This is a genomic window from Weizmannia sp. FSL W8-0676, from assembly GCF_038593015.1.
Taxonomy (GTDB): Bacteria; Bacillota; Bacilli; order Bacillales; family Bacillaceae_C; genus Weizmannia; species Weizmannia coagulans.
In genome coordinates this window covers 475,525-501,907 of sequence record NZ_CP151954.1, presented here as the reverse complement: position 1 = coordinate 501,907, position 26,383 = coordinate 475,525, and the positions used below count along the sequence as shown (strand labels likewise).

Genomic DNA, 26,383 nt, shown 5'->3' with positions numbered 1-26,383 from the left:
GGCTAAAAAAAAAAACAAACCCGGGGGCAATCCCCGGGTTTGTGTTCAGACAAATTATTCTGCTTCTTCCACCACGCCTTGCATAGATGCAGCTTTTTTCCCATGGACAAAATAATAAAGAAATACGCAAAGGACAAGGACAACAGCCATGATGGCGTACAAGCCGTGATAACCAGCGAACGGAACCAAAAGCCCGAGCAAAAACGGCCCGACCCCGACACCGGCATCAAGAAAAATAAAGAACGTTGAAGTTGCAAGCCCAATCCGGTTTTTCGGCGATACTTTGACTGCAATCGCCTGCCCGCTTGCCGAGAAAGTGCCGTACCCAAGCCCGACGAAAATTCCGGCCAATAAAATTAATAGTCCGCTGTCAGCCTGGTTCAGCAGCACGAGCCCTGCCGCAAACAAAAGAAACGAAGGATACATGACAAAGTTCTCGCCTTTTGTATCAAACCATCTTCCCGTAAACGGCCTGGACACAAGCACCGTTACAGCATAAACAATAAAGAAAAAGCTTGAAATATCAACAAGATTCATTTCTTTCGCATATGAAGTCAAAAAAGACAGGATGCTAGAGTAACCGAGCCCGACAAATGCACTGATGATGGCAATTGGGAACACTTTCGGCTCAAAGAAATTGCTGATTTTGAGCCCCTTCATCTTTTCCAGATCCGCTTTTGAAAGTACCACTTTCGGCATCTTTAAAAAGAGGGCGGAGATAAAGCTCAAAGCCAATAGCACAAGGCATAAAGCAAATACCATATTAAAACTTGCGTGCTGAATGAGGAACATGCCGACAAAAGGCCCGACAGCCGCGGCAAGTGTCACACTCAATGCATAATAACCCGTGCCTTCCCCGCGGCGTTCATTTGGTATGATCCCGGCAACAATGGTTCCCGTTGCAGTTGAAGCTATCCCAAGCGCTGCGCCGTTTAAAAAGCGGACAGCCAGTAAAACACCTAGTTGATTCGTCACAAAATAAAATAATGAAATGATGATAATCGCAATAAAACCAGCATAAAGCATCTTTTTCCTGCCGATGCGGTCAATCGATTTGCCGGCAAAGAGCCGCGCAACCAGGACCCCGACGACGAAAATCCCTGATGCCAGGCCGGCCGCGCTTGGTGATGCATGAAACCGGTCAGTCGCAAAAATCGTAACGGTCGCCATCAATAAGTAAAATGTAAAATACAAAAAAAAGTTCACGGTCGAAACAATTATAAAATCCTTTGTCCATAACTTCGGCCTGCTCAATTTGTTTCCTCCCCTTTGTGATCTAAATTGTCTCTGATTTGCGGAAGCAGTTCGAATACCATCTCTTGCTCCGCTTCCGGAATCCCCTTCATTGCCTGCTGTTCCAATCCGGTAATTTCCGCGCGGCACTGCCGGTAGAGGTTTTCGCCTCTTTCCGTCATCCGAATCACTTTTTCACGGCGGTCTTTTCCCGGGATCTGTTCTACGATTCCCTGTTCTTCCAGCTTTTGGACAATCCTTGTCACATTCGGTTTTTCAATTTGATAATACTTGCAAATTTCCACAAGTGTGCACGGGCCGAAATTCCGCACATAAAACGTCACCTGCCAGAGCGAATAGGACAACCCGAACTGTGCCAATAAGCCGTTCAATTTCTTGATCAGTACGCGGTACAAGCGTATATAGCGGTAAAACAGCCCTTGCATCAAGCAAGCCTCCTCCAATCCCTTGAGCATCTGCCCGGGCCCGCATTAGAAAGCTCCGGCCACAGCGAAATCACACAAACAGTTTCGTTACCCTAAGCAACATTTCGCAAGACTAAATATACAGGTTCATTCAGTCGTTGTCAATGGGCGGTTATACTAATAATTCAAAAAATGTATCCATGTTCCTGATAATTCGGTACGATTTTTCTCTTGTTTGCGTTTGATGCATTTATTTCAAGGTTTGTTAAACCATAATCATTCCGGCAAGAGAATGGATTCTTTCAGTGTCTCTTTAAAATCATCTTCAGAGCTAGATGCTATATAAATACAAAAAGTTTAAATTTTTCGCCGCCGATAGTTGACGATCCGGATGGGAAAAGTTTATGATATAAAAAATTGAGAATGTTTTAATTACAACAGCTTGGTCATACAGACGGAATAGGAGGAATATGTGTGGCAGTAACCATTGGGGCACAGTTGGATCAACTTGCTGTTGGAAAATACCATAAGCGCGCAACGATCATTATTGGAGTCGGACTATTTTTTGAGTTTTTCGAAGTATTTCTAGCAAGCGTTCTGGGCAGTGTTCTAAGTGAAGAATTCCATGTTAAGTCATCCATGCTTTCATTATTATTGGGTTCCAGTTTCTTAGGGATGTTTATCGGAGCTATCTTTTTGGGCAGACTGGCCGACAAAATCGGAAGGAAAAAAGCATTTCTTATCAATCTGGGGATTTACAGCATTTTTACCTTTTGCATTGCATTAAGTCCGAACGTTGGATTCATTATTTTATTCCGCTTTTTGGCAGGCTTGGGTCTCGGTGCACAGCCTGCGTTATGTGATGCTTATTTAAGTGAAATCATCCCGACAGCAAAGCGCGGAAAATACATTGCCTGGGCCTATACGCTTTCATTTCTCTCCATTCCGGCCGAGGGATTCCTGGCTCGCATGCTTGTTCCGTTAACACCGCTTGGAATTGAAGGATGGAGATGGATGTTTATGATCGGTTCGATTGGTGCCCTTATTGTTTTTTTAACAGCACACTTGCTGCCGGAATCCCCGAGATGGCTGGCAACGGCAGGAAAGTGGGATGAGGCGGCAGAAGTATTTAAAAAATTGGGTGGCAGTAAGACACAAGCAGAGGAATTCCGTGCAAAGGCTTCCCTGACACAGCGTGATGCCGCTCAACAGGACAGGCAAAGCAGGCCGATCTTCCAAAAAAAATGGATGAAGAATACAATCATGCTTTACATTTTCCAAATTTTCCAAACGATCGGATATTACGGGTTTGGTACACTGTCACCTCTTGTGTTGGCGCAAAAAGGTTACAATATTAGTCATTCCTTAGAGTATATTGCACTCTCGTTTATCGGCTACCCGCTTGGTGCTCTGCTTTCCGTTCCACTCATCGAAAAAATTGACAGAAAATGGCTTGTTAGTGCTTCAGCTTTTGGCATGGGCGTGTTTGGAATTTTATTTGGAATGGGGACTATTGCTTCCATGATCATTGTTTTTGGATTTATTTATACGCTGTGCAGCAATATTTTTTCAAATGCTTTTCATGTACTGCAGGCGGAAATCTTTCCAACTGAGATCCGGGCAACGGCCACCGGTGCAGCTTATAGCGTAAGCCGGCTGATGAGCGGTTTAATGCCTTTCATTCTATTGCCAGTTTTGGAGCATCAAGGTGCAACAACAATGTTTGCGATCGTGGCGCTGGCAATGATTATTGTCATATTGGATATCTCCCTTCTGGCACCAAGAACAACCGGGCGTTCACTGGAGCATATTGAAAATGCGTATGATGATGCGCCGCCTATTCGCGCTGATGGTGTTGAAGCAACAAAATAACATGCCATATCATGCGGCGGTTACAAAAAGAGGATATTTACACCTTCAAAGGTACGGTTATTCATATCGGTAAAATCCACTTTTTCATTGGGGTTGCAAGTGAAACAAACGAACTCGCATTGGCCGGAAATTTGCTTCAAAAAGGCTGCCTTAGAAGCTTCCGGAGAAACCGGCACATGCAGGCCTACTTTCACAGCAGAAGCCCGCTTCTTCACTGTTTGATAAAAAGCCTGGTAAAAGTTTCTTTGCGTGCCGCCCCACTCCCTGAAAGCCAATTCAAACCGCCATTTTTCGACAAAAGGGCTGCCAAAGTATTGAAGGCTGTGCTGTAAAAAGGCATCCAGCTTCTTTAAATATCCGGCACTGTCTGCTGCTTCTTTCTCAACCTCCACGCGAATGAAAGGCACAAGCCCAAGCCGTTGAAAACTGTTCAACAGGGCATCCATCTGGTAAAATTGCCCGCCAATTTGATAGAGGGGGGGTGTCATCGCAAAGCTGTCCGAAAACAGATTGGAAAAATAGACATAGTCAAATCCGATTTCCTCCTGGACGAGCCTCAACTCCGCCTGTACCTCTTCATGCAAAACATATTCCAGGTTCCCGATTGCCAGTATTTTTGCACCTTTTTCGCCAGTGAACACAGGCTCCGGCGGCAGATCGATATAGACGGTGGAGACCGCCAGTTCCGTCAGCATCGTGCTTTTTTCCCGGTCCGAAATGTATTTGCTGACTTCCATGAAAAATTGGGGCGACTTCAGCAATGTGGATTTTTTCTTTCCTCGCCCTTCCTCCGTATCCGAAAGTTCGATTTGGTGAAAACGGCGATATTCGGAAGGCGTTTGCCAGTATTTTTCTTTAAAAGCTTTATTGAATGCCTTTACATTTAGGAAACCATTGTTCAGGGAAATCCGGGTAATCGGGTGGTCCGTATAAATAAGCTCGCGGACTGCCGATTTCAAACGGAGCTGTTTGATATATTGGGAGAAACTGGCACCCACTTGTTCTTTGAAATAGTGGGATAAGTAGTAAAGCAACAAATAATGACGGTTGGCGATTTCCGCGAGTGTAATCGGTTTACGGTAATTTTTCCCAATATAAGCAAGAATCTCTTTCATCCGTTCATCCTTGATGCCGGTGTGGGCATGGCGGACGAGCCGGAAAGAGGCTTTCTCCTTTTGGAAAACGTGGAACATGTTCGTAGAGAAAAGTACGTCGCATTTTAGTAAAACTTTACTAAAAAATCACTTGACATCGCGGTTAGATTGGCATATCCTTTACTTTGTAAGCGGTTTATGTTAGCGCTTTTATGGTTTTCCTCTATTATTCTCGTTTGAAACTCCAAAGTTTTTTAGTAAAAATTATGAATCTTTATACAGGCAAACCCAGGCAGGAGGAGTTAAGAATGAAACAGTTGAAACAGTATTTGTCATATGCACTCGGGGCTTTTGGACATGATGCTTTTTACAGCGCTTTAAGCACCTATTTTATGATCTTTGTCACCAGCCAGCTTTTTGACAACAGCCATTCGGGATTGAGTGCGAAAATGATTGGGATTGTAACGACCATGATCGTCGTGATCCGTATCGCTGAAATCACGTTAGATCCGTTTATTGGCGGCATCATTGACAATACGGAAACGCGTTACGGAAAATTTAAACCATGGCTGTTTACCGGGGCGGCTGTAAGTTCAATCGGGCTGATTCTTATTTTTACCAATTTAGGCGGCTTAACGACAAAAAGCCCGTATCTTTATTTGATTCTATTTGGCATTATTTTTGTGATTCTTGATGTATTTTATTCTATTAAGGATATTTCTTTCTGGTCGATGCTGCCGGCTTTAACGATTGATTCGGATAAAAGGGCCAAATTCGGCACGATTTCCCGTTTCGGCTCTACGTTAGGAGCCCAGGGCGTTGTCATCGCGGTTGTACCGCTCGTTACTTTTTTCTCCCATATTTTTCCGGTACATCAGGTGAGACGGAAACACGCGCCGGGTGGCTCGGTTTTGCAATTGTCATTGCGCTTGTCTCTTTTTTAGGGGCGATGGCCACCATTTGGGGGACGAAAGAAACAAAGAACTTGATCCGGGAAAGCACCGAGAAGATTCGCCTTCGCGATGTGTTTAAAGTGCTCGGCAAAAATGACCAGTTAATGTGGCTGGCACTCTCTTATTTTCTTTTTGCCTTAGGGTATACGATTACAAACTCGCTTTTAATTTACTATTTTAGATATGTGTTAGGAAGACAGAGTGATTATTATTTAGTCGGCGTGATTACGGCCATCTTAGGAATGGTATCTGTTGCCCTGTTCCCGGTCATGGTGAAATGGGTGAAACGCAAAACCATTTACACCGGCGGCATTATATTCATGCTTTGCGGTTACGTGCTGTTTTTAACGGCCGGGCATCATTTAATTCCTGTTTTGGTTGCTGTTTCGCTGTACTTTTTCCCTTATCCGATGATTTTCCTGGCCGCGCTTATGACGATTACCGACAGTGTGGAATACGGACAATTAAAAATTGGGAACCGGAATGAGTCTGTCACATTAGCCGTACGCCCTTTGCTTGATAAACTGGCCGGCGCCATTTCCAACGGGATTGTCGGGATAGCGGCCGTACTTGCCGGTATGACAGGGAATGCCCTCCCGAGTGATATCTCAAGCCATGGGCTGTCCATCTTTAAACTTTTCATTTTCTTCGGCCCGATGATTTTAATTGCCATTGCAGCATTGCTCTACTTTTTCAAAATCAAGCTGTCAGAAGAAAAACACGCGCAAATTGTACAACAGCTTGAGCACAAACTAAGCACAAAGTAACAGCATAAATGTGAACGGCCGGCAGGAGTGTAAATCATGATGCTAGGAAACATTTTGAATAAGAAGTTTTATAAAATTTGCGTTAGCGTTAGGCAGCAACTTCAACTATCTGATTTGTTCAGTAAGCCCTAAACGAATCATGCAAAGGCCGTAATATTTCCTTTCCGCCTGTTCCTGGCAGCCTGTGGGAGAACAGGTTGCCGGCCATGGGAACAAAACGAATTTGCCCGCAGCATTCCTTTATTTCCATTAAAAGGCGCTTGCCGAATAGGACAAGCGCCTTTTAAATGGATTAAGAAATACTATCCTTCGTCGTTGGTTCCTGTTGTTCGTCCCCTTCATTTCTCAGTTCAGCCTTATCCATGCTGCGAACGAACGGGTAATAAATGCCGACAGATAAAGCCAGCGTAATGAGCTGGATGACTGCCCCGCTGATTTTTCCTCCGGTTGCGAGGTAACCGCTGATAACAGGCGGCATTGTCCACGGAACGACGATTCCTGCAGGTTTTGCCACCAGGCCGGTTGCCATTGAAAAATAAGTAATGACAGCAGTAATCATAGGCGTCAGCACGAAAGGAATCAGCAGTTTAAAGTTCAGCACGACCGGCAGCCCGAACAGTACCGGCTCATTGATGTTAAAAACACCCGGCGCGACAGAAAGCGATCCCATCGCTTTATTATTTTTGCTTCTTGCAAACAACCACAGGCAAATGACAAGGCCGATCGTGGTGCCGCCGCCGCCCATCCAGACAAAATTCAGCATAAACTCATTCGTTACAATATGCGGCAGCGCATGCCCCGTCTGGAATGCAATCCGGTTGGCATCCGTATTTTGCAGCCAAATCGGCTGAATGACCGGATTGATCGTATTCGCCCCATGGATGCCGACAAACCAGAACAGAGAATTTAAAGCAATGATGATTAACGTTCCCCATAAACTGCTGCCCAACGCTCCAAGCGGCTTTCCTAAAATGCCGGTTAATAAAGTATGGATATTGTCCACACCGGCTAAACCAAGGAGCAAGTAGACCAAGCTCCAAACGAGGATGACCATGAACCCGGGAATTAAAGCCGCAAATGATTTTTCAACCGCTACCGGTACCCCTTCAGGCATTTTAATGGTAAAATTCTTTTGGACAAAAAATCTGAATATTTCAGCCGAAATCAGTCCAATTAAAATAGCAACAAACAACCCGCCGCTGCCTACAAAAGCATATGGAATGCCCGAACCGGTTTTTGCCTCCACATCCGGGGTTACAATGACAAAACTGGCCAAATCCACAACCCCGGCGCTTACCCCGTCGACTTCATAATAGTCGGCAAGGCTCCTGGCAATGCCGAATACGGCGATAATCGCCATCAGGCCGAAAGAACCATTTACAATTTTATTGAATACGGGCGCCAGCTCAATCTTTGCCAACCAATCGGTGTAGCCGTTTATCGGCAGATTGCCCAATATGAGAAAAGCTGATCGTGTCTCCTTTCAAAAGTGTACGGCTCTTTAAAGTGAAAGGGTAACGGCTCAATTGTGAACCCGTCCTCGATTCTCTTGCATGCAAGGGTAATATGGGTTGCTAAATTTTGTAATTCTATATCGGAGAATCGTATCCGGTATTTAGAAATGGCACGGATCAAGATTTGTTTTACCTTTTGGAATAAATCCTGATTGAACGGGGTATTTTGTTGGCCCGGTTTATTTTGCCAGCCAAAGATGGAATCCGCCAGGCAAAGCCTTTTTCTGAATTCGCCTCCTTCCACCTTTGTTCCGTAATGCGGGCGGTTAGCCAGAGTTAAATCGTACTTTTTTAATATTTTTCTTACCTTTTTCAAATCGGTATGGAGTGTCGACTTTGAAACATACATATCTGCTTCCAAATCTTCCAGCCTCACATACTCCTTTTCCAGCAGCAACCGCTTTAAAATGTACTTGACCCTTTCCTCCTGTTCTGCAAAAAACCCGTTTTCCTCTAACTGGAGCAAGCGGCGATAGTCCACTTTTTCAAGGAGGTATCCCTTTCCCCTGAGCACTTTCAATTTTACGCCAAGCTCATCGCTTTTCTGTTGAATTTGCCGAATTTCCTCCCTTACCGTCCGGTCGCTAATGCCCAGCCGCTCCCCGATGGCCTTCGCATTCAGAGGGCCATCCGACTTTTGTAACAACCATAATATTTGTTTTTGCCGATTCGAAATCAAGGCTTTTATTCCCCTTTCACTGCCCTGCTGTCCATTCATTTTTATAGAACGATATACGAAAAAGGGTGCTTCCGCCGTTTCGAAGCATCCTCTTTTGGAAAACTTTTTTTGCAAATATGTTTGCCTCTTGCCTATCCCGCAAAGACTTCACCTCGCGTGTGATCTTTCTTTCATTAACGGGAAGGCAAAGCAGAGGCCGATGATAAAAAATAACGCCGCAATTTCAAAAACAGCCGTCACCGACAGCCATACTTTCACCAGGCCGGCAAGGCTCATCGTGATCACCATTGCCCCCGTGAAAAGCGGGTAAAGCGTGCCGTTCACCCTGCCAATATAGTCCGATTCCGTATTTTGTAAAACCATTGTGCTGATCCCGATTTGAATGCTTGGCAAGAACAGGCCGGAAACCAGCTCCGCAGCAAGCGTCAGCCAAAGAGAAGTTGACGCGCCGATCACCGCAAGCCCGAGGGCATTCGCGAGCAGTCCGGTAACGAGCAACTTAAGCGGGGAAGTGGATCTTGAAAAAAACATTGAAAACGCGCCGCCTGCAATCATGCCGATCCCGTTTACCATCACGAGCCACTGGAGGTATTCTTTCGGCAGGCCGAGACGATCGGTTACAAGAAAAATATTCATTGGCTGAATGAAACCAACGCCGAGCCCGGCAGTAAGAAATCCGCAGCCAAGCAGCCTGAGCTCCTTCTTTGCAAGCACATAACGAACCCCGCTTTTCATTTCCTGGAAAATATTTGTCATATTTTTGGCCTTTTTTACTTTTTCATCGCGCGGAATAAAAGACAAGGCCGCTGCGGAGAGCAGGAAGGCCACCCCGGTAATGGTTATCGAAAGATCAATTCCTAACCTTTGATAAGCAAATGTGCCGATCACCGGGCCGAAAATCATGAACACGGCATAAATCGTCTGGTACACCGCCATCCCCTGCTGAATCAGGCTTTCTTCCAGATGCATTTTGAACAGCTTTAATCCCGACGGCTGCGAAAATTGCGATAAAGTGGAAGAAACGAGCATGGCAAAAAAGATCACCTGCCACGAACCAAATATAAGCGCACCGATCACGGCAAAAACCGAGGCGGCACTAAGCAAATCGCACCAGATCATCGTTTTCTTTGGCTGCCACCGGTCCGCATATGCCCCGCCGATAAAACTAAAGATGAAAATTGGCAAATAGTCTGCGACTGAAATCATCGATACCGCAAGCGGATTTCCGTTCGTTTTATCTGTAACAAACAACAGGACGGCAAAATTCCGTACCCAGATCCCGGCTTGCAAAAATAATTCCGATAAGAAAATCATCCGGACAAACCGGTTAGTTAGCAGTTCTCTCAAATTTTATATCCTCCTGCGCCGACACCATTGTGCCCCTATCATACCGGAATCACCAGGCGTGTGCAAGGTAAAGATATTTGACGATTTCCCCTCCGCACATCCGGATTCTTGTGGTGAAATAATGAAAAATCTGCCAATAAAAAAGTAGACTTGCATGAAACCTGTTTTGTTTTTGGCTTTTGCTAAATACTGTTAAAGAAAATTTTTAAAACCAACAAGAAAATTCCAGAAATACCCTGGGAGCAGATAAACCATTGGGAAAAACCATCTTGCTCTGAATTTCTTTCATTGCACTCCGGTTTAAAAACACAGATTCAGCCACGATCCAAAAGTATTTTTGAATGGCCGTTTTTGAATTCTTCTATATAAAAGATGCAAAGCAATACACCGGTACAACGGTATTTTTAATTTCTGCTGCATTGTGATGGATCCTATTGAAAAATTCCATATAGCCTGGGGAACGCACAAAAGAAGTACATCACTTGTTGTCAAGTATGGTAGCCTTTATCCCCGCCCTATACCTGATCCATGAATCGTTATGCCCCAATTTGTGCAGCCGGCCTGCACCCATTATGCATTATTTCTCACTACATTACTCAAATTCGCTGATTTTCACCAGCTGCTTACCGATATTTTTTCCTTTAAACAAGTCGAGAAAAGCGTCAATGATCGAATCAAAACCTTCTGTTATCGTTTCTTCATATTTTAATTTGCCTTCGTTCAACCAGGCGGCAAGCTGGGCGCCGGCTTCTTTAAAACGGGAACTGTAATGGCCGACTGTAAAACCCTGCATCAGCGAACTCGTTTTGATTAAATAACTCTGTACACGCGGCCCGACATCCGGCTCTGTTTTATTGTAAGCGGATATGGCGCCGCATACCGGAATGCGCGCAAAATTGTTCAACAGCGGGAAGACCGCGTCGGAAATTTCACCGCCGACATTGTCAAAATATACATCAACACCGTCAGGGCAGGCTTCCTTCAGTGCCTTTCCGACATTTTCCGTTTTATAATTAATGGCAGCATCAAACCCTAATGCTTCTGTCAGGTAGCGGCATTTTTTCTCAGATCCGGCAATTCCGACAGCACGCGCTCCTTTGATTTTTGCAATCTGGCCGACAGCGGAGCCAACCGCCCCTGCAGCACCCGATACAACCACCGTTTCGCCTGATTTCGGCTTCCCGATATCGATCAGGCCGAAATACGCGGTAAGCCCGGTCATTCCAAGGATGCCAAGATTGGCCGTAACGGGCGCAAGATCGGGATCCAGCTTCCGGATCATTTTTTCATGCGCAAGCGAATATGTTTCCCAGCCAAGTGAGCCGATCACGATGTCGCCCTTGGCAAATTGGGCGGACTTGGATTCGACAACCTGTCCGATCACGCCGCTTACAATGACATCATTCAGCTGAAACGGTGGGATATACGATTTCACATCCTCCATTCTGCCCCTTAAGTACGGATCGACGGAGATATACACATTCCGAATTAGCACTTCGCCTTCACCCGGTGTGCCAATTGGCGCTTCGGTAAAAGCAAAATCTTCCATTGTTGGCGTTCCAACAGGCCTTCTCGCCAGCCGGATCTGTTTTTTATTCCCCTCCATGAAAATTCCTCCTGAAAAACCATTTTCCTCTAATTTAACATTCCCCAATTCGGCGGTCAAAAATAATGCAAACAAGATTTTCCGGATATTGGAATTCAACACGCACTGGTATGATGAAAATCCAATCAACCACGCGCTATGCGAATGCACCATAAGCCGCAATCAGCAGGGCCAAGCTGGCTGATAAACCGTACAGGGATGTCACCTGTTTACTTTGATTTTTTAATAAAAATATTCAAAAACAATTTGCAATTTTGCTGAAATGGATTATCCTATATACATAACACCCACCAAGCTTTGTGCGATGTTCCATCCCCGGAATACGTGAACAAAGCCAGCCGGGGGCAATCCTGTTGATGAAAGACATAACTGTTTATTCTGCCTGCTTATTCCGCAAGATAAGTTGTTCGACAGAAAAAGCCAGTCATTTTTATCCGTGCCTTTTGGATGCAAATGCTGGTTTTTTCTATTTTTTGAAAGGGGTGGATAGATTGAAAGCCGCATTGTCCGGGATAAAAGTGCTTGACTTAACAAGGGTGCTGGCCGGGCCTTTTTGCACAATGATCCTTGTCGATCTCGGTGCAGAAGTGATCAAAGTCGAAGCACCCGGCGGGAGTGACGAAACACGGGGATGGGGGCCGCCGTTCCAGCAAAAAGTAAGCGCTTACTATTTATGCGCCAACCGGAATAAAAAAGCATTACGCTTGATTTAAAACGTGAAATTGGAATCGTTTGTAACAATTCTTCTCTTCCTTCCTTTTTTCCCTTCCTATACCCGCGGTCAAGGTAAGAATTCGGCAGCTTTATTACTTGTTCTGCTTCGTCACAAACCGGGCTCAATGCTTTCCCCCCTCTATCTGCCTTTTGATTTTCAGGATCTCCTCTTCACTCAAGCCGGATGCTTGGGCAATGATCTTCAAATCCACTTGATTTTTTAACAAGTTGGCAATAAATCTTTTTAACTTTTCTTCACCTTCTTCTTTTCCCTTCCTATACCCGCGGTCAAAGTAAGAATTCGGCAGCTTTAGTACTTGCTCTGCTTCATCCGGATCCAGCATTTTAATGTTTTCCATTACTTCCGCCTCCTCTTTTTCATTCAGTTTTAAATAAAAATCAAAGAAACCATATAACAGCCTCATTTTTGCAGGGTCGAGTTCCATCCGGGCCAGCATCCGCAGAAACTCCAGTTTGACCTGCACCCGCTCTTTTTTTGTATACCCCATTTTGCTCAGCAATGCTGCGGCAACGGGATTGTTGCTCCGGATATAATCTCTCCAGTTTTTCTTAATCAGATGAATGGATAAATAGTGAAAACGAAGAATTTCGATGTTGTGGAAGGCAAAGGTGTACGTATCGGGGGTCTCTGTTTTCTCCTCATAACTGAATACGGCAATCGGCAATACTGGTTTCCGGTGCCTGAGGCTGATCATCATGTAATAGCGAAATAGTCGCTCAGGAAAAAGTCTCTGGTAATACGACTGGGGCTCTACATGGATGAGAATCACGGTGTCTTTGCCTTTTACCTTCGTCTCGGCAAGGATGTCAACCCGTTTTTGTTCGCCGCCCGGAAAGTCCGTAAACTGTTCCTGCGACAAAAACCTCACCCGGCGGTAGTCAAGATCCGCTGACACATCCGGGAAGAACGCTTCCATAAATTCCTTAAAAAAGTTTTGGATCAGCTCCTTAAACAAACGGTCATGCACGTTGTAACCGGCCTGTTTTTCCATTACCAGTTCCAATGGCAAATCGCTCACTCCTTTTCTTATTTTTCAGTTTTATTTTAAAGGACACTCGCCCTATTTTCAAGTGAATTTTACTATCTGCAATTTGCAAATTTGATCCGCCATTTCCCGGTCGTGCAAGTGCTTTTCATTGACTTAGCAGACGATCCAAACTCATAATAAAATTGTGAAGAATTTTACAGGAGGTATGAAGTTGAATCATATCAATCTTGGCAAGAGCGGTATATTGGGATCAGAAGTTGCTTTAGGCTGCATGCGGATGAATGCGTTATCGGAAAAAGAGGCACAAACGATGATTGAAACAGCAGTCGAGCATGGCATCAATTTCTTTGATCATGCCGATATATACGGAAAAGGAGAATCAGAGAAAATTTTTGCAAATGCGCTGAAAAACAGTTCCATCAAACGGGAAGATATCATTCTACAATCAAAATGCGGCATCGGCGACAAAATGTATGATTTTTCCAAATCGCATATTTTACAAGCGGTTGACGGTATTCTGGAACGGCTCCAAACCGATTACCTGGATATACTCCTGCTACACCGCCCTGATCCATTAATGGAACCGGAAGAAGTTGCCGAAGCTTTTTCAGAACTGCAAGATGCCGGCAAAGTCCGCCAGTTCGGGGTCAGCAACTTCCATCCGTACCAGGTAGAACTTGTCCAAAAATTCGTTTCTCAAAAACTGATTGTCAACCAGTTGCAATTCAGCATCGCGCACACCGGCATGATTGACTTCGGGATGCACGTCAATATGAAAGACGAACGCAGCATCAACCATGACGGCGGAATTCTGGAATATTCCCGCCTGCATGATATCACCATTCAAGCTTGGTCGCCATTCCAGTACGGGTTCTTTGAAGGCGTCTTTATCGACGATCCAAAATTCCCGGAATTGAACGAAAAACTCGGCCAATTGGCGCAAGCACAAGGCGTCTCCAAAGAGGCCGTCGCAACCGCATGGATTTTAAGGCACCCGGCGAAAATCCAAGTCATTGTCGGAACAATGAACCCGGAAAGGCTGAAAAAAGTCACAGAAGCATCAAAAGTAAGCCTTACCCGCCGGGACTGGTATGATATTTATTTTGCTGCCGGCAACGATTTGCCTTAACGGGTATGTTGCCGGACCCGAAAAACGCAACGGGCATCATGACCATTGCCCTTTTAAAACAGCAGGCCAGCTTTTCCGCTCCAGGAAGATAAAAAGATGCCCGACCAAACGCCGGCATCTTTTTATCCTTACACTGCTTCCCTTTCCACGTACTTCGTCTCGTCGGAAAATGCCCATACGATCCATAAAATTTGATAAACAATGCCGATAAAAATATACAACAGCACATAGGCGCCATGCTTGCCGAATGCATGAAGCAATTTAACTTGCCAAATAATCATAAAAATAAAGTTCACAAACGGGACGAGCAGAATGAGCACCCACCATCCGCTTTTCTTAATCAAAAGAAGCTGCTGGATCACGTTACAGACCGGAACCCAAGCCATCCAGGCAATATCCCCGCGCCCGGCTTTTTGGGCCAGCTTCATAAATGCCATGCCATTTAAAACATAAAGCGCAATTGCAATAAAGACGGCGTATAAAATTGTTGCCATTATGATACCCCCACTGAATTAGATTTCCGGCGTTGTACACCAGACTTATAAAATATTTATGACCCGGCCCCTCCCATCATGCCTCCGTAAAAACAAAGCAACCTTATCTGGAACCTTGCTCTTATCTGCCTTCAAAATACCGGGCCTTTACATACAGAAAAAGTAATTAACCCTATTAGCTTACGCAGCAATCTATTTATTTTCCATGCAAAGTAGATGGCCGCTTTTTCTGGCCGTTGACTTCCCATAAAATTCCCATGGATGAAATTATTTCCAAGTTACGATTGTCCCCGCTTATCCCAGCTCCATCATGCAAATCACAATCCCCCATTCCGAATCCTTTTATTCAAAATGCTTCATGGTCTTTTTCAATGCCGTCTGGTCGAGGACGATTTCCGAGTTGTTGTTTTTTAAAATATCGTCATACATGCTTTTAGAAGTGCCTTTCAGCTGGTAATAGGTCACTTGCTTATCTGTGTTGAGATTTTTTACAAGCAGGCCGAGGCTTGCGATATCTGTTTTGGACATATTGGTAGCAATGACAAAATCAGATGATTTGTCCACCAGTTTTGGCAGTTTCGTTAAATTTTTCGGCTGGAGTGCGGTTTTGGCAATACCGATCAGCACTTTTGCCTGCAACAGCTGGCGGTCATAGTCCACATTTTTCAACGAATAGCGTTCATGTACAAGCTCTGTCACCATCTCCCCGTCAAGCGTCTGCGTACCTTGTGCAATTATTCTTCCTTTGTTTTCCGGGTACCAGGGGTGTGTCAGTTTTACATCAAACGGCACATCCACGTCAATCGTCCCCAGCGCATCCACCATCGACTGCAAGCCTTCATAATTTGTTTCTACATAATAGTTGACCGGTATGCCTGTCAATTGGCTGATTGAATTGACTGCGGCTTTAATTCCGGCTGTTGTGCCGCCTGTTGCCTGTTTAATATATTGCACGCTTGTCAGTTTCGTATAGCCGTAGCCGTCAAGATACACGCGTGTGTCACGGGGAATGCTGGCCATGTTATACTTGTGCTTATTCAGATCGACATGCAGCAAGATAATCGAATCCGAGTGGCCCACCTTCTGCCCTTTTCGCTCATCCGAACCGAGTAAAAGGACATTGAATACGTTTTCCTTCATTTTGGGTGTTGTTGTCCCTTGGCTGCCCGGGTTGTTCCCTGTTTTAGAAACGGTCGGCACGTTTTTAAAATGGTTCTCCGGCTGCAGCTTTTGGTAAGCAAAATAAGCTACACCGCCGCCCAATACAACAACCGCCAGTAAAATGGATAAAAAGATTTTCAGTTTTCTCATCATTTTCCCCCAACATCATTTATGTATAAACTATTTAAATTATAAAACATTTTTTAATCCAAGACTATACATTTCGACAAAATTTTGTTGCAGCTGGCAATCTTCTTCTTTCAGCACCATCCACCAAAAAAAAGCGCAGTGTTCAGCTGCGCTTTTTTGGTATGAAGCTTTCCATGGCTTTGGTACTTTTTGTACGTAATTTTAAGTGATTCCTCCATATTCAACGAAAATCAGTGCGGCCAATCCGTTGAATAAGCCGGGTTTCGTTTCCCGTTTCCATTTTCATCATCATCCACACCCATGTCGTGCTCTTTCAAAGCTTTGTTTAATTTTGCAACTTCACGCAGGTCAGATGTTTCGTATCCGCTTTTCACTGCCCAGATGTAAAAACCAAGCGAAACGAAAGCAATGAGGACCATGTCCCAGCCGTACGGAATCATGTTGAGGCCGCCAAATTTCTCACTCCCAAGATAAGAAATGCACATCATCACAATCAGATAGGCGACCATCCAAATGCCGGACTTGAAATTTTTTGAAAAAGCCTTCCATTTCCTTTTCGCCTGATAGTAAAAATAAATTGGAAGCCCGATCATGATGATGAGGAAAACTTCCCCGGTAAGCGGCCACCGTGCCCAGTACAGCGTCAACGAAGCAAAAATAAAGCCGCATGGCGCAATGATCTGCATGCCTTTCACCCGGAGCGGACGGTACAAGTACCCCGCAGTTTTTCTTAATGCCATGACAGTCACAGGCCCGGTGATATAAGAAATCAACGTTGCAACAGAAATGACCTCTGCCAGTGAACCCCAGCCTTTAAACACAAACAGGAAAATAAAACAGATGGCTAAATTGACAAACATCGCCGGGCGCGGAATGCCATAAACCGGATGCAGTTTGCCGATAAACCGCGGCAAATATCCATTTTTCTCCATGCCATACAGCATGCGTGCCGTTGTTGCAGTATAAGTTATCCCGGTGCCGGATGGAGAAACAAAGGCATCCAAATACAAGACAATTACGAGCCAGTTAATATTTAACGCAATGGCAAGATCTGCAAACGGGGAGTTAAAATTCAAATGATTCCAGCCATGTGCCAGGACAGAAGGGCTGACACCCCCGATAAACGCAATCTGCAACAGAACGTAAATCACCGTTGCAATTAAAACAGATCCCACGACTGCAATTGGGATCGACCGGCCCGGCTTTCTCGCTTCGCCCGCCATATTGATCGGGCTTTGAAAGCCGTTAAATGCGAACACAATCCCGGATGTCGCCACCGCCGTAAGCACACTTGACCATCCATACGGGGCAAAAGCTTGGCCGTATGTAAAATTGCTGCCATGGAACCCGACAATCAGAAGTGCAAAAATCGTCAACCCCGGAATAATAATTTTGAATATTGTGATAATCGAGTTTACCCTAGCAAATAAATTGACTGCCCAGTAATTCAGAAAAAAATAGATTAACAACAGCAAAGAAGCAAGGCCGAGCCCTTTTGGCGTCAGCATTCCGTTATGGGCCAAACTGTGCGCCCAGCTCCAATGCCATGAGCTCATATACTGAACAGAAGCCATCGCCTCACTCGGAATAACGGAAACAATGGCAATCCAGTTCGCCCATGCAGCAAGAAAACCGACAAAAGAGCCATGGGAATACTGGGTGTATTTTACCATTCCCCCCGCTACCGGAAACATGGCCCCCAGTTCACTGTAAGAAAGGGCAATAAACAAAATAACAACCATCCCGATCACCCAGGCAAAAATGGCTGCAGGGCCGGCAATCGTTGCTGCTTTCCAGGCACCAAACAACCAGCCGGATCCGATGATGGACCCAAGACCGGTCATGGTAAGCGCAAAAGTTCCCAACTTACGATGCATCATGTTCATACAGTATCCTTCTTTCTTTTCTGTGTTGGCCAAGTTGAAAATACAAAAAGAGCTGACATGAAAAATTTGATTAAAATTTTACTTTATTTTACCCCGGCACAAGCAAGAGAAACTCATCCGCCTCCTCTAATGACAAAATTTATAAATGCATAATTCCATTTTATCTTTAAAAAATGCGAATACCCAATAATTTGAATACGATCTATACAATATCTTTTCCCTCGTGAAGCAAGTGGATTCCCGGCCAGATTTCAGACTGTAAATGGACGGGCCGGCTCTCCTTTTCATTCGGATTCAACAGTTGGCACAAAAAAAATCGATCCATAATAGAAATTGCTGAACGAATCGGATTTAGGCATTTTAACCGATTTACCCAGCAAGCCGGCTTAAATGTTTACCACCAATAGAAGAAGTATCTCAAAAAGGGGGTGATTTTGTCCTCTTCTAACCGTTAAAATGCTTTCGAGTGCAAAGTTTTTTTCTGTATTGCATTTAAAGTTCGACAAAATCTACGGAATCATTTTTAACTTTGAGAATGCCGCTTGTTCAGCAACCTCAAAATAAAAAGAGATGACGGCCGCAAGAACTACAAATCCACCATTGCACTCTTAAAAGCAGGAATTGTATAATAATAGCAAATAGAAAAAGTCAGAGGGGAGTGGGGCGTTAAATGCAAATCACGGTCGCGGAAGCACGGCTGCTTAAAAATGCGGTATCGAAAAAACTGCATGACTTGATCCAGGAGCGAAACCAGATTGCCTACGTTGAATTTGAAAAAGGGGAAAAATATACGCCGCATGCACGAACATTTCAGGTGGTGAGCGCGGAAATTCAGCAAGTGCGAAACCACTATCGGGCGGTCACAAAGGCACTGGCAGCATCCAACTTACGCACAACGATTGAATGGAAGGGTGAAAAAATATCCATCGTAGAGGCGCTAGAGCTTGTGAAACAACTTCGCGCCGAAGCTGAAATGCTCCAAGAGTTTGGCAACAGCCAACAAGTGGAACGGATAGCAAGAGGCGCTTTTGACGCAAATGTTGTCTACAAGAAAGCGCTTTTTGACCCCCCTGCGGTTAAAAAGCAGGCTGAAAAAACCGAAAAAGAAGCCAACCGTTTGTCGATACTGATTGATAAAGCCAATTTTAACGCAGCGGTTGAACTGGACTTTGTAGAGGAGTACCAGTAAACACCCGGCATGAGACCCGGCGGCAAGGGGCGGAGCTTGGATTCCGCCTTTTGCCGCCGGATCTCATGCCGGCAAGGAAAAGGAGATCTGGGGGCTTGCTGCTTAGATTTGAGCATATCAAATTGCTTGACACTCACTATTTACAACTGGTTGCGAACGAATCATGGTTCACGCTTGACGCCTTAACGCCGGAACACGCGTAACGAACGAATTTATTCTTTGGATAGAATATCACTGATTACGCCCCCGGATCTCTCCTTTTTCACAATTATTTCATGCGTAAAGTGACTGTTCGGCTCTGTTCCATTGTTTCCTGCTGCGTTTATTTTTTTCAATTTCTACACTCATGAGGAGTGTGACGCCGCCGTCAGCCATTTTACCGATAACCCGTTTGATTTCAATCCCCACACTCACGAGGAGTGTGACGATGAGCTATTATGAATCAGCGCATGAATGCTTAATTTCAATTCACACACTCACGAGGAGTGTGACGATGCTTTTGGCTGCAATTCGTTCACCTGCTGGATTTCAATTCACACACTCACGAGGAGTGTGACGTGACGTGCTAGAAAGTTTTAAGGATGATATATTATTTCAATTCACACACTCACGAGGAGTGTGACGCAAAAACATTCAACCAGTTAAAATATTTTCACATATTTCAATTCACACACTCACGAGGAGTGTGACCACATTGTTTTCCCAAAAATCCTTTTCAGCTTGATTTCAATTCACACACTCACGAGGAGTGTGACGTTCTTTAACGCTTTAGCAAAGTAAAGTATTGTAATTTCAATTCACACACTCACGAGGAGTGTGACACTAGGGATATATAATTCATCATTAAACATATTATTTCAATTCACACACTCACGAGGAGTGTGACGTACAAGGGTAGCGTCAAGCGCCACGAAGCCGGATTTCAATTCACACACTCACGAGGAGTGTGACCTCAAACCATTAATGGTATTCAAACGAGAGTTGGATTTCAATTCACACACTCACGAGGAGTGTGACTGTGCTGCGGGAAAGTGGAATTCCGTATGAGATGATTTCAATTCACACACTCACGAGGAGTGTGACCTCGGCGGCTGGATAAAGGCAACAAATAGCAGATAATTTCAATTCACACACTCACGAGGAGTGTGACTAACCAAGTCGCCTTGATTAAGGTTAGCTTTAAATTTCAATTCACACACTCACGAGGAGTGTGACGAAACGGTTGTTGCGGGACTACCGCGCGCTTTGTATTTCAATTCACACACTCACGAGGAGTGTGACAGCTATAACCTTGTAGAAATTTGATGTTTTTTGACGAATAACTGTGTTTTTTCCATATTATTCTAAATTTATCCATGCAAAAATTCCGTAATTTGGAAAAAAGCAAGGGGATTCCTGGTGCGAATCCCACGGGAAATTCATGTATACTCTCCATTCGCACAGTTGCGCCAAAAAGCAATTCTCATTACAAGGCTGCTATTTTGCATAAAACAGAGTGTTAAAACGCAGCAACATCATAGTCCACGGTCGTAACGCAATTAACATTAAACTATTTCTAATGGTTTTTATGTTTTACAGGTTATAAGCCTCTGTTAAGCTTCTCCTTCAATAAAGAACGGCACTGAAGAAAGGATCCGTATCCAAAAACAGCAACTCAGTTGACAACTTTAGCATCTTTAAAGGAATTTGCAATTTTGTGCAGTGTTACTCCCTCTGGCATCTTTTCATCAAAAACGACGGCATAATCTTTATATGATCTTGCAACCTTATGTTGATCAATGCGATGGATTTCAATTTTTTCAAACAATTGGTTAGATGGCGCATTGCCTAAGTAACTTTCATGTGAAAATACATATAATCCCCGGCATGCCATCCGGCCGCGGGAGGCTGAATGATCCAGATCCCACATGTTAATAAGCGACTCCCACAGTCCTTTTAAATCCTCTTCTCTTACTCCTGTCTGAACTGCAAATGATGGTGTATAAAAACCATAGGCGATATATAAACCGTATGGCACATAGGCTTTTCTCCCCATTTGGCCAGTACGTGCCTCTTCATCAGTAGCTTTCCCGCTTTTAATATCATCAGCATTCGTTAGTGCAACACGAGTAATACTCGATTCAGCAGGAAAAATAGGATCAACCGAGCGTGCGAATGTCAGTTGGACAGCTCCCCGCACTTGACCTGCATTAAATTTTTTTGTGGACATTACAGCGCCAAACATACGTGTATCAAAATAATGTTCGCACATCCACTGCCGCGCATCTTTTACTGTTTTCGGGCTGTCGTCGTTTTCCTGTTTTTCTAATTGCTCATAAGCCTTCTTCTGCTCCTTTGTGAGAATCCCGCGATGCTTGACATAAATATCAAAACCTTCCAAATGCCCTCTGGTCAAATAAATGTAATCCCTTATTTTTCTTTTTATTGCAACGTCCGTTACGATACCCTGCATTGTTTCCGGATCAATTCTCGGAAGATTGCCTGCATCCGGATCACCGTTCGGATTTCCATCCGTCACATCAAAAACGAGCACAAAATCATAGCGTTTGTTTGGATCAATAATTGAATTTATGTTCATGTATTACTCCCCCTCAACAACGGTTTTATTTAAATCACTTACATTGGCAGCATCAGCAGGCATATTTTCTTTTTTCTTGTATATATCTTGTCTTTCATGATAGTAGCCTAGCGCAAACTCAGCCTGTCCTTGCAAATCAAGGACAGCTGGGAATTCTTTCAATTGGCCGGTTATTAATTGAATCCTTTGCTGATAACGAACTTCATATCCTTTGTTTTCTTTACTAATTTTACTTAAATGCCATTTGCTATTTCTCATTAAAAGCCCGAAAATTGTCCTTGGAGTAGATGAAGCTGCCGCATAGAACCTTGAAGCAATCGTTTCGTTTCCCTTTACTGCTTCGTATTGTACCGCTTCCAATACCGCAAACAACCTGCCGCACAAGTAAGCCGGCGTGATTCTGGCGTGATCTAAATCCACTGTCCATTCCTCCTTGTTTTGGCTAATTAGCCAGCTTCTTATTGCTGCTGCATGTATCCATGTCATACCGCCCCTTGCCTGAATTCTTTTTACCATTTTTGCTATAATCCGCCCGGAGAGCCTTTTCCCGTAAATGGCCCAGTTCATCCAGTCCTGAACATCTTCCTTCTGCATTTCCTTTCTGCCGTCACGGTACATGCACGCCGCCAATAAATAAATGCTGGCCGGTTTTGGCGCTCCCACAATTTGTTGTGCATCAAAAAATTGCCGGATTTGGTTTTTCACCTTCCATACAGGCGGCTCTGCATAGTCGCGGACAACCATTCTGGCCTTGTTTGCTGAAAGTGCTAAAATACATATACGATCTAAAGAACCGTGATTTTCGGCCCGTTTGAACGGCGATGATAGAATTCTCCGGACTGCAACAGGATCCGGGTCGGATAGAAACGTAAACATGCTGGTCGTTTCCGGATCGTTTTGCCTTGCCCAATAAACGTATGTTACATTGCCGATTTCCATCATATGCGGGCCGCCGTGCTGCTTTTTGTTTGCATATTTTCTCAATAAGTACGAGAGCGCTTGCCCGTATTTTTGTTCACATTCAAAACAAGTAGGTGCAATCTCCGAGTTTTCCAATCCGTATGAAAAATAGGCACTTTTGTTGGCCGAAATAAGCTTTGTCCTTTCTTTTCCCAAAGAAAATTCAATGGTATGGCGTTTTACTGCCGGTGCATTACGTCCGCAAATGAAGCAAACACTATCGTTCTCTTCCTTTGAGCTATTCTTTAATAGAAAATCCTCCCAAAACTTTTTTACTTTATTGTCTTCGTGGGGAAAGTCACCCGCTTCCGTCCGAAACAAGATAAAATCATCCGGTTTCATGCCATCTGGGAGCTGCCAGCTTTTACTTTCCAATATCTGCACGATCTTTTGAACAAGTTCATTGCGTGTGGCCTCACAGCATTCTTTCAATAACTTCATATATGCAAGGTGGCATTCCGCTGCTCTTTTTGCATTGGCGGGATTTTTAGGCAGCTTGAATACATACTCCGCCTTGTCAGTAAGCAAAATAGGCGACACACCCGATGCACGGCTGCGATTCGGGATAACACGCTGTTCCCCCCGATCAGCCTGAATAAATTCAAAACGGTCATCATGTGTAATTACAACAAACCATTGATAACTTTTCCGGGCATATCCGACCGGCGGCAAATCATTGGCATGCTGTTCGGCAAACTCCACCAGTCTGCGCATATACATTCAGCCATCCACCTCCTTATATAAATACTCGGGCACATGCAATATACCCCGGTCCAATTTGGCATTAAAGAAATAGGGGATCGCACGCGCATTTTTTTGTCCGGGATCTGCGGGATATTTTAAGTCGAATAACATTGGGCCAATATCCATTGTATCGGGTATTGCCTGATCATCGTCTTCAGGCAGGGAAAAGTGAAGTGAACATTCCCTTGTCCCGAGATAAGGGCGATAAAAGCACTGCCCTTTGGCCACTCTCCGCAAAAACATGGATGCATACTTCCTCTTATTTTCCATCGTCGGGTTCATTAGATGCATTTCTGCCGTTATAATATAGGCAACGTCTCGCAGCATGATTGAATGGCGTAACTGCCGGTCATCATCTGTGAAATAGTCCCGCTTGCTTGTGACAATATTACTGGGTACAATTGAAGCAACTTCATTCCGCAAAATGGAATAATACTGAATGGGCTTCAAGACGTGGATGCTTTTTATTCGCCATTTGAATTCCGGCTTCCAAAAAATCCCTGTTAAAATACCCCTTGCCGCAGACGGAGTCATTACGGGATAAGATACCCGTTCCACTTTTGCTTCCACCCTGGTAAACAGCGCATACTCGCCCCAGACTTTCAGCCGGAAAATTTTCCCCATCAGTCAATCTCCTTTCTCGTCCATATCCATAATCCCGGTTTTCATGTCATAACCCCCGTGCCAAATATACCAACCTTCCGAAACCTTCTCTAGCTGATTTTGATTCTCTTTTAAAAAACGGCTGTCCACATATTCATTTACAGCAAATAACTGTGCTTCACGATACCATTCCTTTGTTAAATACGGCGCTTCTTTATACATCCGGATTAATCTTTCAATCTGTCCGTCTTCACCCTGGTAATTTTTGCAAAGGATGGACACCGTATTCTGATCAATCATTTGAAACAAGCGGTCCGCTGTCTCAAACGAAAAAGGTTTAAGGTTTGTTATCCCATATGAATCCAGCAAATCGTCTGCACCGAAGGAGTACAAGCTCCGAAAATATTTTTCGAAAATCCAAGGATCATGCAATGCAGCGGTGCTGTAGTGATCCAATAAAATCCTCGTTTGCTCCGTTCCTTTGCGGTACATTCCGCCAGGCATCCCCCCTCCAATCAATTCGAAAATAAACACTGCCCCCTTTTCCAGTTTACCTTCTCTATTGCTCCTTCCAGCAGCCTGGACAATCGAGTCCAAAGGGGCCATTGCGCGAAACACTGCCGGAAAATCAAAATCTACTCCCGCTTCTACCAATGACGTCGCGATTACAAGGATGGACTTTTCATTTTTTAAATCCTCTTTGATTTGTTCGATCACCTTTTTTCGATGGTGAGGACACATGCGATTCGATAAATGGTATATGTGCTGTCCGTTCAGCTTTTGATGGATTGCTTCACGGTATACACGGAAAGCATCTTCCCTTGTATTTAGGATACAAAGTGCTGCAGGGTGTTCCTTCATTCTGGCGACAAGCTCTGAAACAGTAAGCGGCTTTTCAACCCGGATATATTCAACCCGTTTCATGCTTGCAAACAGTTGATTGCGATTTTTACAGATTTCAATTGGAGTACCCATATTTCCTATCAATTTTGCATTTTCAAAAGACAATGGTGTTGCACTGCACAGAACGACAGTGACATTAAAATGTTCCATCAATAGGTGCAGAGCTTGAAAAATTGGCGCAAGAACATGGATGGGCAGTTTTTGAAACTCATCCAAAATGATGACGCTGTTTGCTAAACGGTGAAGCTTTCTCACTTTGCTTGTCCGGTTTGAAAATAAACTCTCGAACAGTTCCACTGTCGTTGTCACGATAATCGGAAACGAGTCCCAGTTTTCGGCTGCCAGCCTTGCCCGCTCCATTGCCTCATCTTTATCATCCGTATAACTTAGCTGGGAATGCTGTTCCAAAACAGATGCTTTTCCGAACACCTCTTGATACTTTTGGGCTGTCTGGTCAATGATGTTCACAAACGGCAATGCCACAATCACCCGTTTTTTGTTAAACCGTTTTGCCTGCTCAAGTGCAAAAGCTATTGAAGCCAGCGTTTTCCCCAGCCCGGTCGGCACCACCAGCGCCCGGAAAAACAAAGGCTGTTTTGCCGCTTCTCTGCAAGCCGTATATACTTCATTTCTGTATCTATTTATCTCTTTATCCTTGCCTTTCATCCGCAACTCAAGCATGTAGTTCTGTAATTGTTCATCCAGTTGATGTATACTGAATGCTTTTCCCTGCCGTTTTATACTCTTCCCATAATCAAAGTATCGTTCAGTATCCAGGAAATCAGCATCTACCAGTGCAGAAAAACACATTCTCATCAGCATTTCTTTGTATGCAAATGGAGATTTGCTATCAGATTTCCCTCCGAGCGGCAATCCCGGAAATCGCTTCAATATGTCTTTAATGATTTGCATTTCCGTTTGCGACAAATCCGGAATCGTTTTCAAATATTGCGGAGCGTCAGGAATCTTTTCATCAAACACTGTATTCAGATCCGGCATTCCTGTATGATGCCCCGCTACGATTGCTGCCGCCATGATCATCCGTTCATCCTGCACCCCCCGTTGCATGATGTCATGAAGTGCAATCGCACCGCCAATAGCATGTTGGACTGACCCGCGAATTTTTTTGTCTGCTTTTAAGTATTGTACAAACGCACCAGACTTTTTCCCCAAGTCATGTGCAATCGCAGCAATGGCCGTGATCCCGTATCGGTCAAACGTATGGCTGAAACGCCTTGCTTGAAAGTACGTCCCTTTCATATGCTCGTCCAAATAATGTGGCTCTTGACTTTCAGATTGAGATGAATGGGCAATGTATCTGATTTTTATCACCTTCTATGAATTGGATGTTTTATTAACTATCCTATCTCTA

The 26,383-nt window shown here is 44.3% G+C and carries 19 protein-coding genes, 2 pseudogenes and 1 CRISPR repeat array; of the genes and pseudogenes, 6 read left to right on the top strand and 15 right to left on the bottom strand.

The window, feature by feature from the left end; all coding sequences use genetic code 11:
- Nucleotides 1-54: 54 nt before the first annotated feature.
- Nucleotides 55-1,254, bottom strand: a complete 1,200-nt coding sequence (locus NST20_RS02390; RefSeq protein WP_342399993.1) for an MFS transporter — start codon at nt 1,252-1,254, stop codon at nt 55-57.
- On the bottom strand, nt 1,251-1,679 hold the full coding sequence (locus tag NST20_RS02385) for a MarR family transcriptional regulator (RefSeq protein WP_029142376.1): 429 nt from the start codon (nt 1,677-1,679) through the stop codon (nt 1,251-1,253). The genes NST20_RS02390 and NST20_RS02385 overlap by 4 nt, the downstream gene beginning before the upstream one ends.
- Before the next feature lie 453 nt (nt 1,680-2,132).
- On the opposite strand from NST20_RS02385, the gene NST20_RS02380 reads away from it, so the two are divergent.
- Nucleotides 2,133-3,530, top strand: a complete 1,398-nt coding sequence (locus NST20_RS02380) for an MFS transporter (protein ID WP_237348891.1) — start codon at nt 2,133-2,135, stop codon at nt 3,528-3,530.
- Between the two features lie 20 nt (nt 3,531-3,550).
- Here NST20_RS02380 and NST20_RS02375 read toward each other — a convergent pair whose 3' ends face one another.
- A complete protein-coding gene (locus tag NST20_RS02375; RefSeq protein ID WP_342399992.1) occupies nt 3,551-4,645 on the bottom strand; it encodes a helix-turn-helix domain-containing protein in 1,095 nt (364 codons plus the stop codon).
- Nucleotides 4,646-4,836: 191 nt separating this feature from the next.
- On the opposite strand from NST20_RS02375, the pseudogene NST20_RS02370 reads away from it, so the two are divergent.
- Nucleotides 4,837-5,424: pseudogene (locus NST20_RS02370) on the top strand (MFS transporter); the annotation flags it as partial.
- A complete protein-coding gene (locus NST20_RS02365; RefSeq protein ID WP_342400400.1) occupies nt 5,397-6,344 on the top strand; it encodes a glycoside-pentoside-hexuronide (GPH):cation symporter in 948 nt (315 codons plus the stop codon). The pseudogene NST20_RS02370 and the gene NST20_RS02365, both read left to right, overlap by 28 nt.
- Nucleotides 6,345-6,636: 292 nt before the next feature.
- Here NST20_RS02365 and NST20_RS02360 read toward each other — a convergent pair whose 3' ends face one another.
- From NST20_RS02360 to NST20_RS02345, 4 genes are all read right to left on the bottom strand, one after another.
- Nucleotides 6,637-7,800 (bottom strand): PTS sugar transporter subunit IIC, encoded by a 1,164-nt coding sequence (locus tag NST20_RS02360; RefSeq protein WP_342399991.1) that lies wholly within the window; start codon nt 7,798-7,800, stop codon nt 6,637-6,639.
- Complete coding sequence (locus NST20_RS02355) at nt 7,782-8,537, bottom strand: HTH domain-containing protein (protein ID WP_342399990.1); 756 nt, start codon at nt 8,535-8,537, stop codon at nt 7,782-7,784. The genes NST20_RS02360 and NST20_RS02355 overlap by 19 nt, the downstream gene beginning before the upstream one ends.
- A 147-nt stretch (nt 8,538-8,684) precedes the next feature.
- Nucleotides 8,685-9,884 carry an MFS transporter gene (locus tag NST20_RS02350; protein WP_061565455.1) on the bottom strand — a complete coding sequence of 400 codons (1,200 nt, stop codon included), beginning with the start codon at nt 9,882-9,884 and terminating at the stop codon, nt 8,685-8,687.
- 592 nt (nt 9,885-10,476) lie between these two features.
- The gene (locus NST20_RS02345) at nt 10,477-11,490 is read right to left on the bottom strand and encodes an NADP-dependent oxidoreductase (protein ID WP_342399989.1); all 1,014 of its coding nucleotides are present in this window, start codon (nt 11,488-11,490) and stop codon (nt 10,477-10,479) included.
- 491 nt (nt 11,491-11,981) lie between these two features.
- Here NST20_RS02345 and NST20_RS02340 point away from each other — a divergent pair.
- Nucleotides 11,982-12,197, top strand: a pseudogene (locus NST20_RS02340) (CoA transferase); the annotation flags it as partial.
- Between the two features lie 129 nt (nt 12,198-12,326).
- Here NST20_RS02340 and NST20_RS02335 read toward each other — a convergent pair.
- Nucleotides 12,327-13,229, bottom strand: a complete 903-nt coding sequence (locus NST20_RS02335) for a DUF4351 domain-containing protein (protein WP_342400399.1) — start codon at nt 13,227-13,229, stop codon at nt 12,327-12,329.
- Nucleotides 13,230-13,425: 196 nt separating this feature from the next.
- Between NST20_RS02335 and NST20_RS02330 the strand changes: the two genes are divergently transcribed.
- Nucleotides 13,426-14,343 carry an aldo/keto reductase gene (locus NST20_RS02330; RefSeq protein WP_118499696.1) on the top strand — a complete coding sequence of 306 codons (918 nt, stop codon included), beginning with the start codon at nt 13,426-13,428 and terminating at the stop codon, nt 14,341-14,343.
- A gap of 128 nt (nt 14,344-14,471) precedes the next feature.
- On the opposite strand, the gene NST20_RS02325 is transcribed toward NST20_RS02330, so the two are convergent.
- The 3 genes from NST20_RS02325 to NST20_RS02315 all read right to left on the bottom strand — a co-directional run bounded on the left by NST20_RS02325 (nt 14,472) and on the right by NST20_RS02315 (nt 18,034).
- Complete coding sequence (locus NST20_RS02325; RefSeq protein WP_342399988.1) at nt 14,472-14,837, bottom strand: DUF5684 domain-containing protein; 366 nt, start codon at nt 14,835-14,837, stop codon at nt 14,472-14,474.
- A gap of 342 nt (nt 14,838-15,179) precedes the next feature.
- Nucleotides 15,180-16,148 carry an LCP family protein gene (locus NST20_RS02320; RefSeq protein ID WP_342399987.1) on the bottom strand — a complete coding sequence of 323 codons (969 nt, stop codon included), beginning with the start codon at nt 16,146-16,148 and terminating at the stop codon, nt 15,180-15,182.
- A gap of 230 nt (nt 16,149-16,378) precedes the next feature.
- Entirely contained in the window at nt 16,379-18,034 is a 1,656-nt protein-coding gene (locus NST20_RS02315; protein ID WP_342399986.1) for an APC family permease, read from the bottom strand.
- Between the two features lie 670 nt (nt 18,035-18,704).
- Here NST20_RS02315 and NST20_RS02310 point away from each other — a divergent pair.
- Nucleotides 18,705-19,223 carry a hypothetical protein gene (locus tag NST20_RS02310; RefSeq protein WP_237348879.1) on the top strand — a complete coding sequence of 173 codons (519 nt, stop codon included), beginning with the start codon at nt 18,705-18,707 and terminating at the stop codon, nt 19,221-19,223.
- A gap of 328 nt (nt 19,224-19,551) precedes the next feature.
- Nucleotides 19,552-20,504: a CRISPR direct-repeat array (repeat unit 32 nt; unit sequence ATTTCAATTCACACACTCACGAGGAGTGTGAC).
- A gap of 373 nt (nt 20,505-20,877) precedes the next feature.
- On the opposite strand, the gene cas7c is transcribed toward NST20_RS02310, so the two are convergent.
- Genes cas7c through cas3 form a run of 4 tightly spaced genes read right to left on the bottom strand, consistent with a single transcriptional unit; the run spans nt 20,878 to nt 26,283 of the window.
- Complete coding sequence (cas7c, locus tag NST20_RS02305; protein ID WP_017552738.1) at nt 20,878-21,801, bottom strand: type I-C CRISPR-associated protein Cas7/Csd2; 924 nt, start codon at nt 21,799-21,801, stop codon at nt 20,878-20,880.
- 3 nt (nt 21,802-21,804) lie between these two features.
- Complete coding sequence (gene cas8c, locus NST20_RS02300) at nt 21,805-23,475, bottom strand: type I-C CRISPR-associated protein Cas8c/Csd1 (RefSeq protein WP_342400398.1); 1,671 nt, start codon at nt 23,473-23,475, stop codon at nt 21,805-21,807.
- 6 nt (nt 23,476-23,481) lie between these two features.
- A complete protein-coding gene (gene cas5c / locus NST20_RS02295) occupies nt 23,482-24,129 on the bottom strand; it encodes a type I-C CRISPR-associated protein Cas5c (RefSeq protein WP_104851188.1) in 648 nt (215 codons plus the stop codon).
- Between the two features lie 3 nt (nt 24,130-24,132).
- Nucleotides 24,133-26,283, bottom strand: a complete 2,151-nt coding sequence (gene cas3 / locus NST20_RS02290) for a CRISPR-associated helicase Cas3' (protein ID WP_328196980.1) — start codon at nt 26,281-26,283, stop codon at nt 24,133-24,135.
- Nucleotides 26,284-26,383 lie beyond the last annotated feature (100 nt).

What these genes read in the sequence shown, in the direction of transcription:
- NST20_RS02385 (WP_029142376.1), bottom strand. Translation starts at nt 1,679, where the DNA reads ATGCAAGGGCTGTTTTACCGCTATATACGCTTGTACCGCGTACTGATC.
- NST20_RS02375 (WP_342399992.1), bottom strand. Translation starts at nt 4,645, where the DNA reads ATGAAAGAGATTCTTGCTTATATTGGGAAAAATTACCGTAAACCGATT.
- NST20_RS02345 (WP_342399989.1), bottom strand. Translation starts at nt 11,490, where the DNA reads ATGGAGGGGAATAAAAAACAGATCCGGCTGGCGAGAAGGCCTGTTGGA.
- NST20_RS02325 (WP_342399988.1), bottom strand. Translation starts at nt 14,837, where the DNA reads ATGGCAACAATTTTATACGCCGTCTTTATTGCAATTGCGCTTTATGTT.
- NST20_RS02320 (WP_342399987.1), bottom strand. Translation starts at nt 16,148, where the DNA reads ATGAGAAAACTGAAAATCTTTTTATCCATTTTACTGGCGGTTGTTGTA.
- NST20_RS02315 (WP_342399986.1), bottom strand. Translation starts at nt 18,034, where the DNA reads ATGAACATGATGCATCGTAAGTTGGGAACTTTTGCGCTTACCATGACC.
- NST20_RS02310 (WP_237348879.1), top strand. Translation starts at nt 18,705, where the DNA reads ATGCAAATCACGGTCGCGGAAGCACGGCTGCTTAAAAATGCGGTATCG.
- cas7c (WP_017552738.1), bottom strand. Translation starts at nt 21,801, where the DNA reads ATGAACATAAATTCAATTATTGATCCAAACAAACGCTATGATTTTGTG.
- cas8c (WP_342400398.1), bottom strand. Translation starts at nt 23,475, where the DNA reads ATGCGCAGACTGGTGGAGTTTGCCGAACAGCATGCCAATGATTTGCCG.
- cas5c (WP_104851188.1), bottom strand. Translation starts at nt 24,129, where the DNA reads ATGGGGAAAATTTTCCGGCTGAAAGTCTGGGGCGAGTATGCGCTGTTT.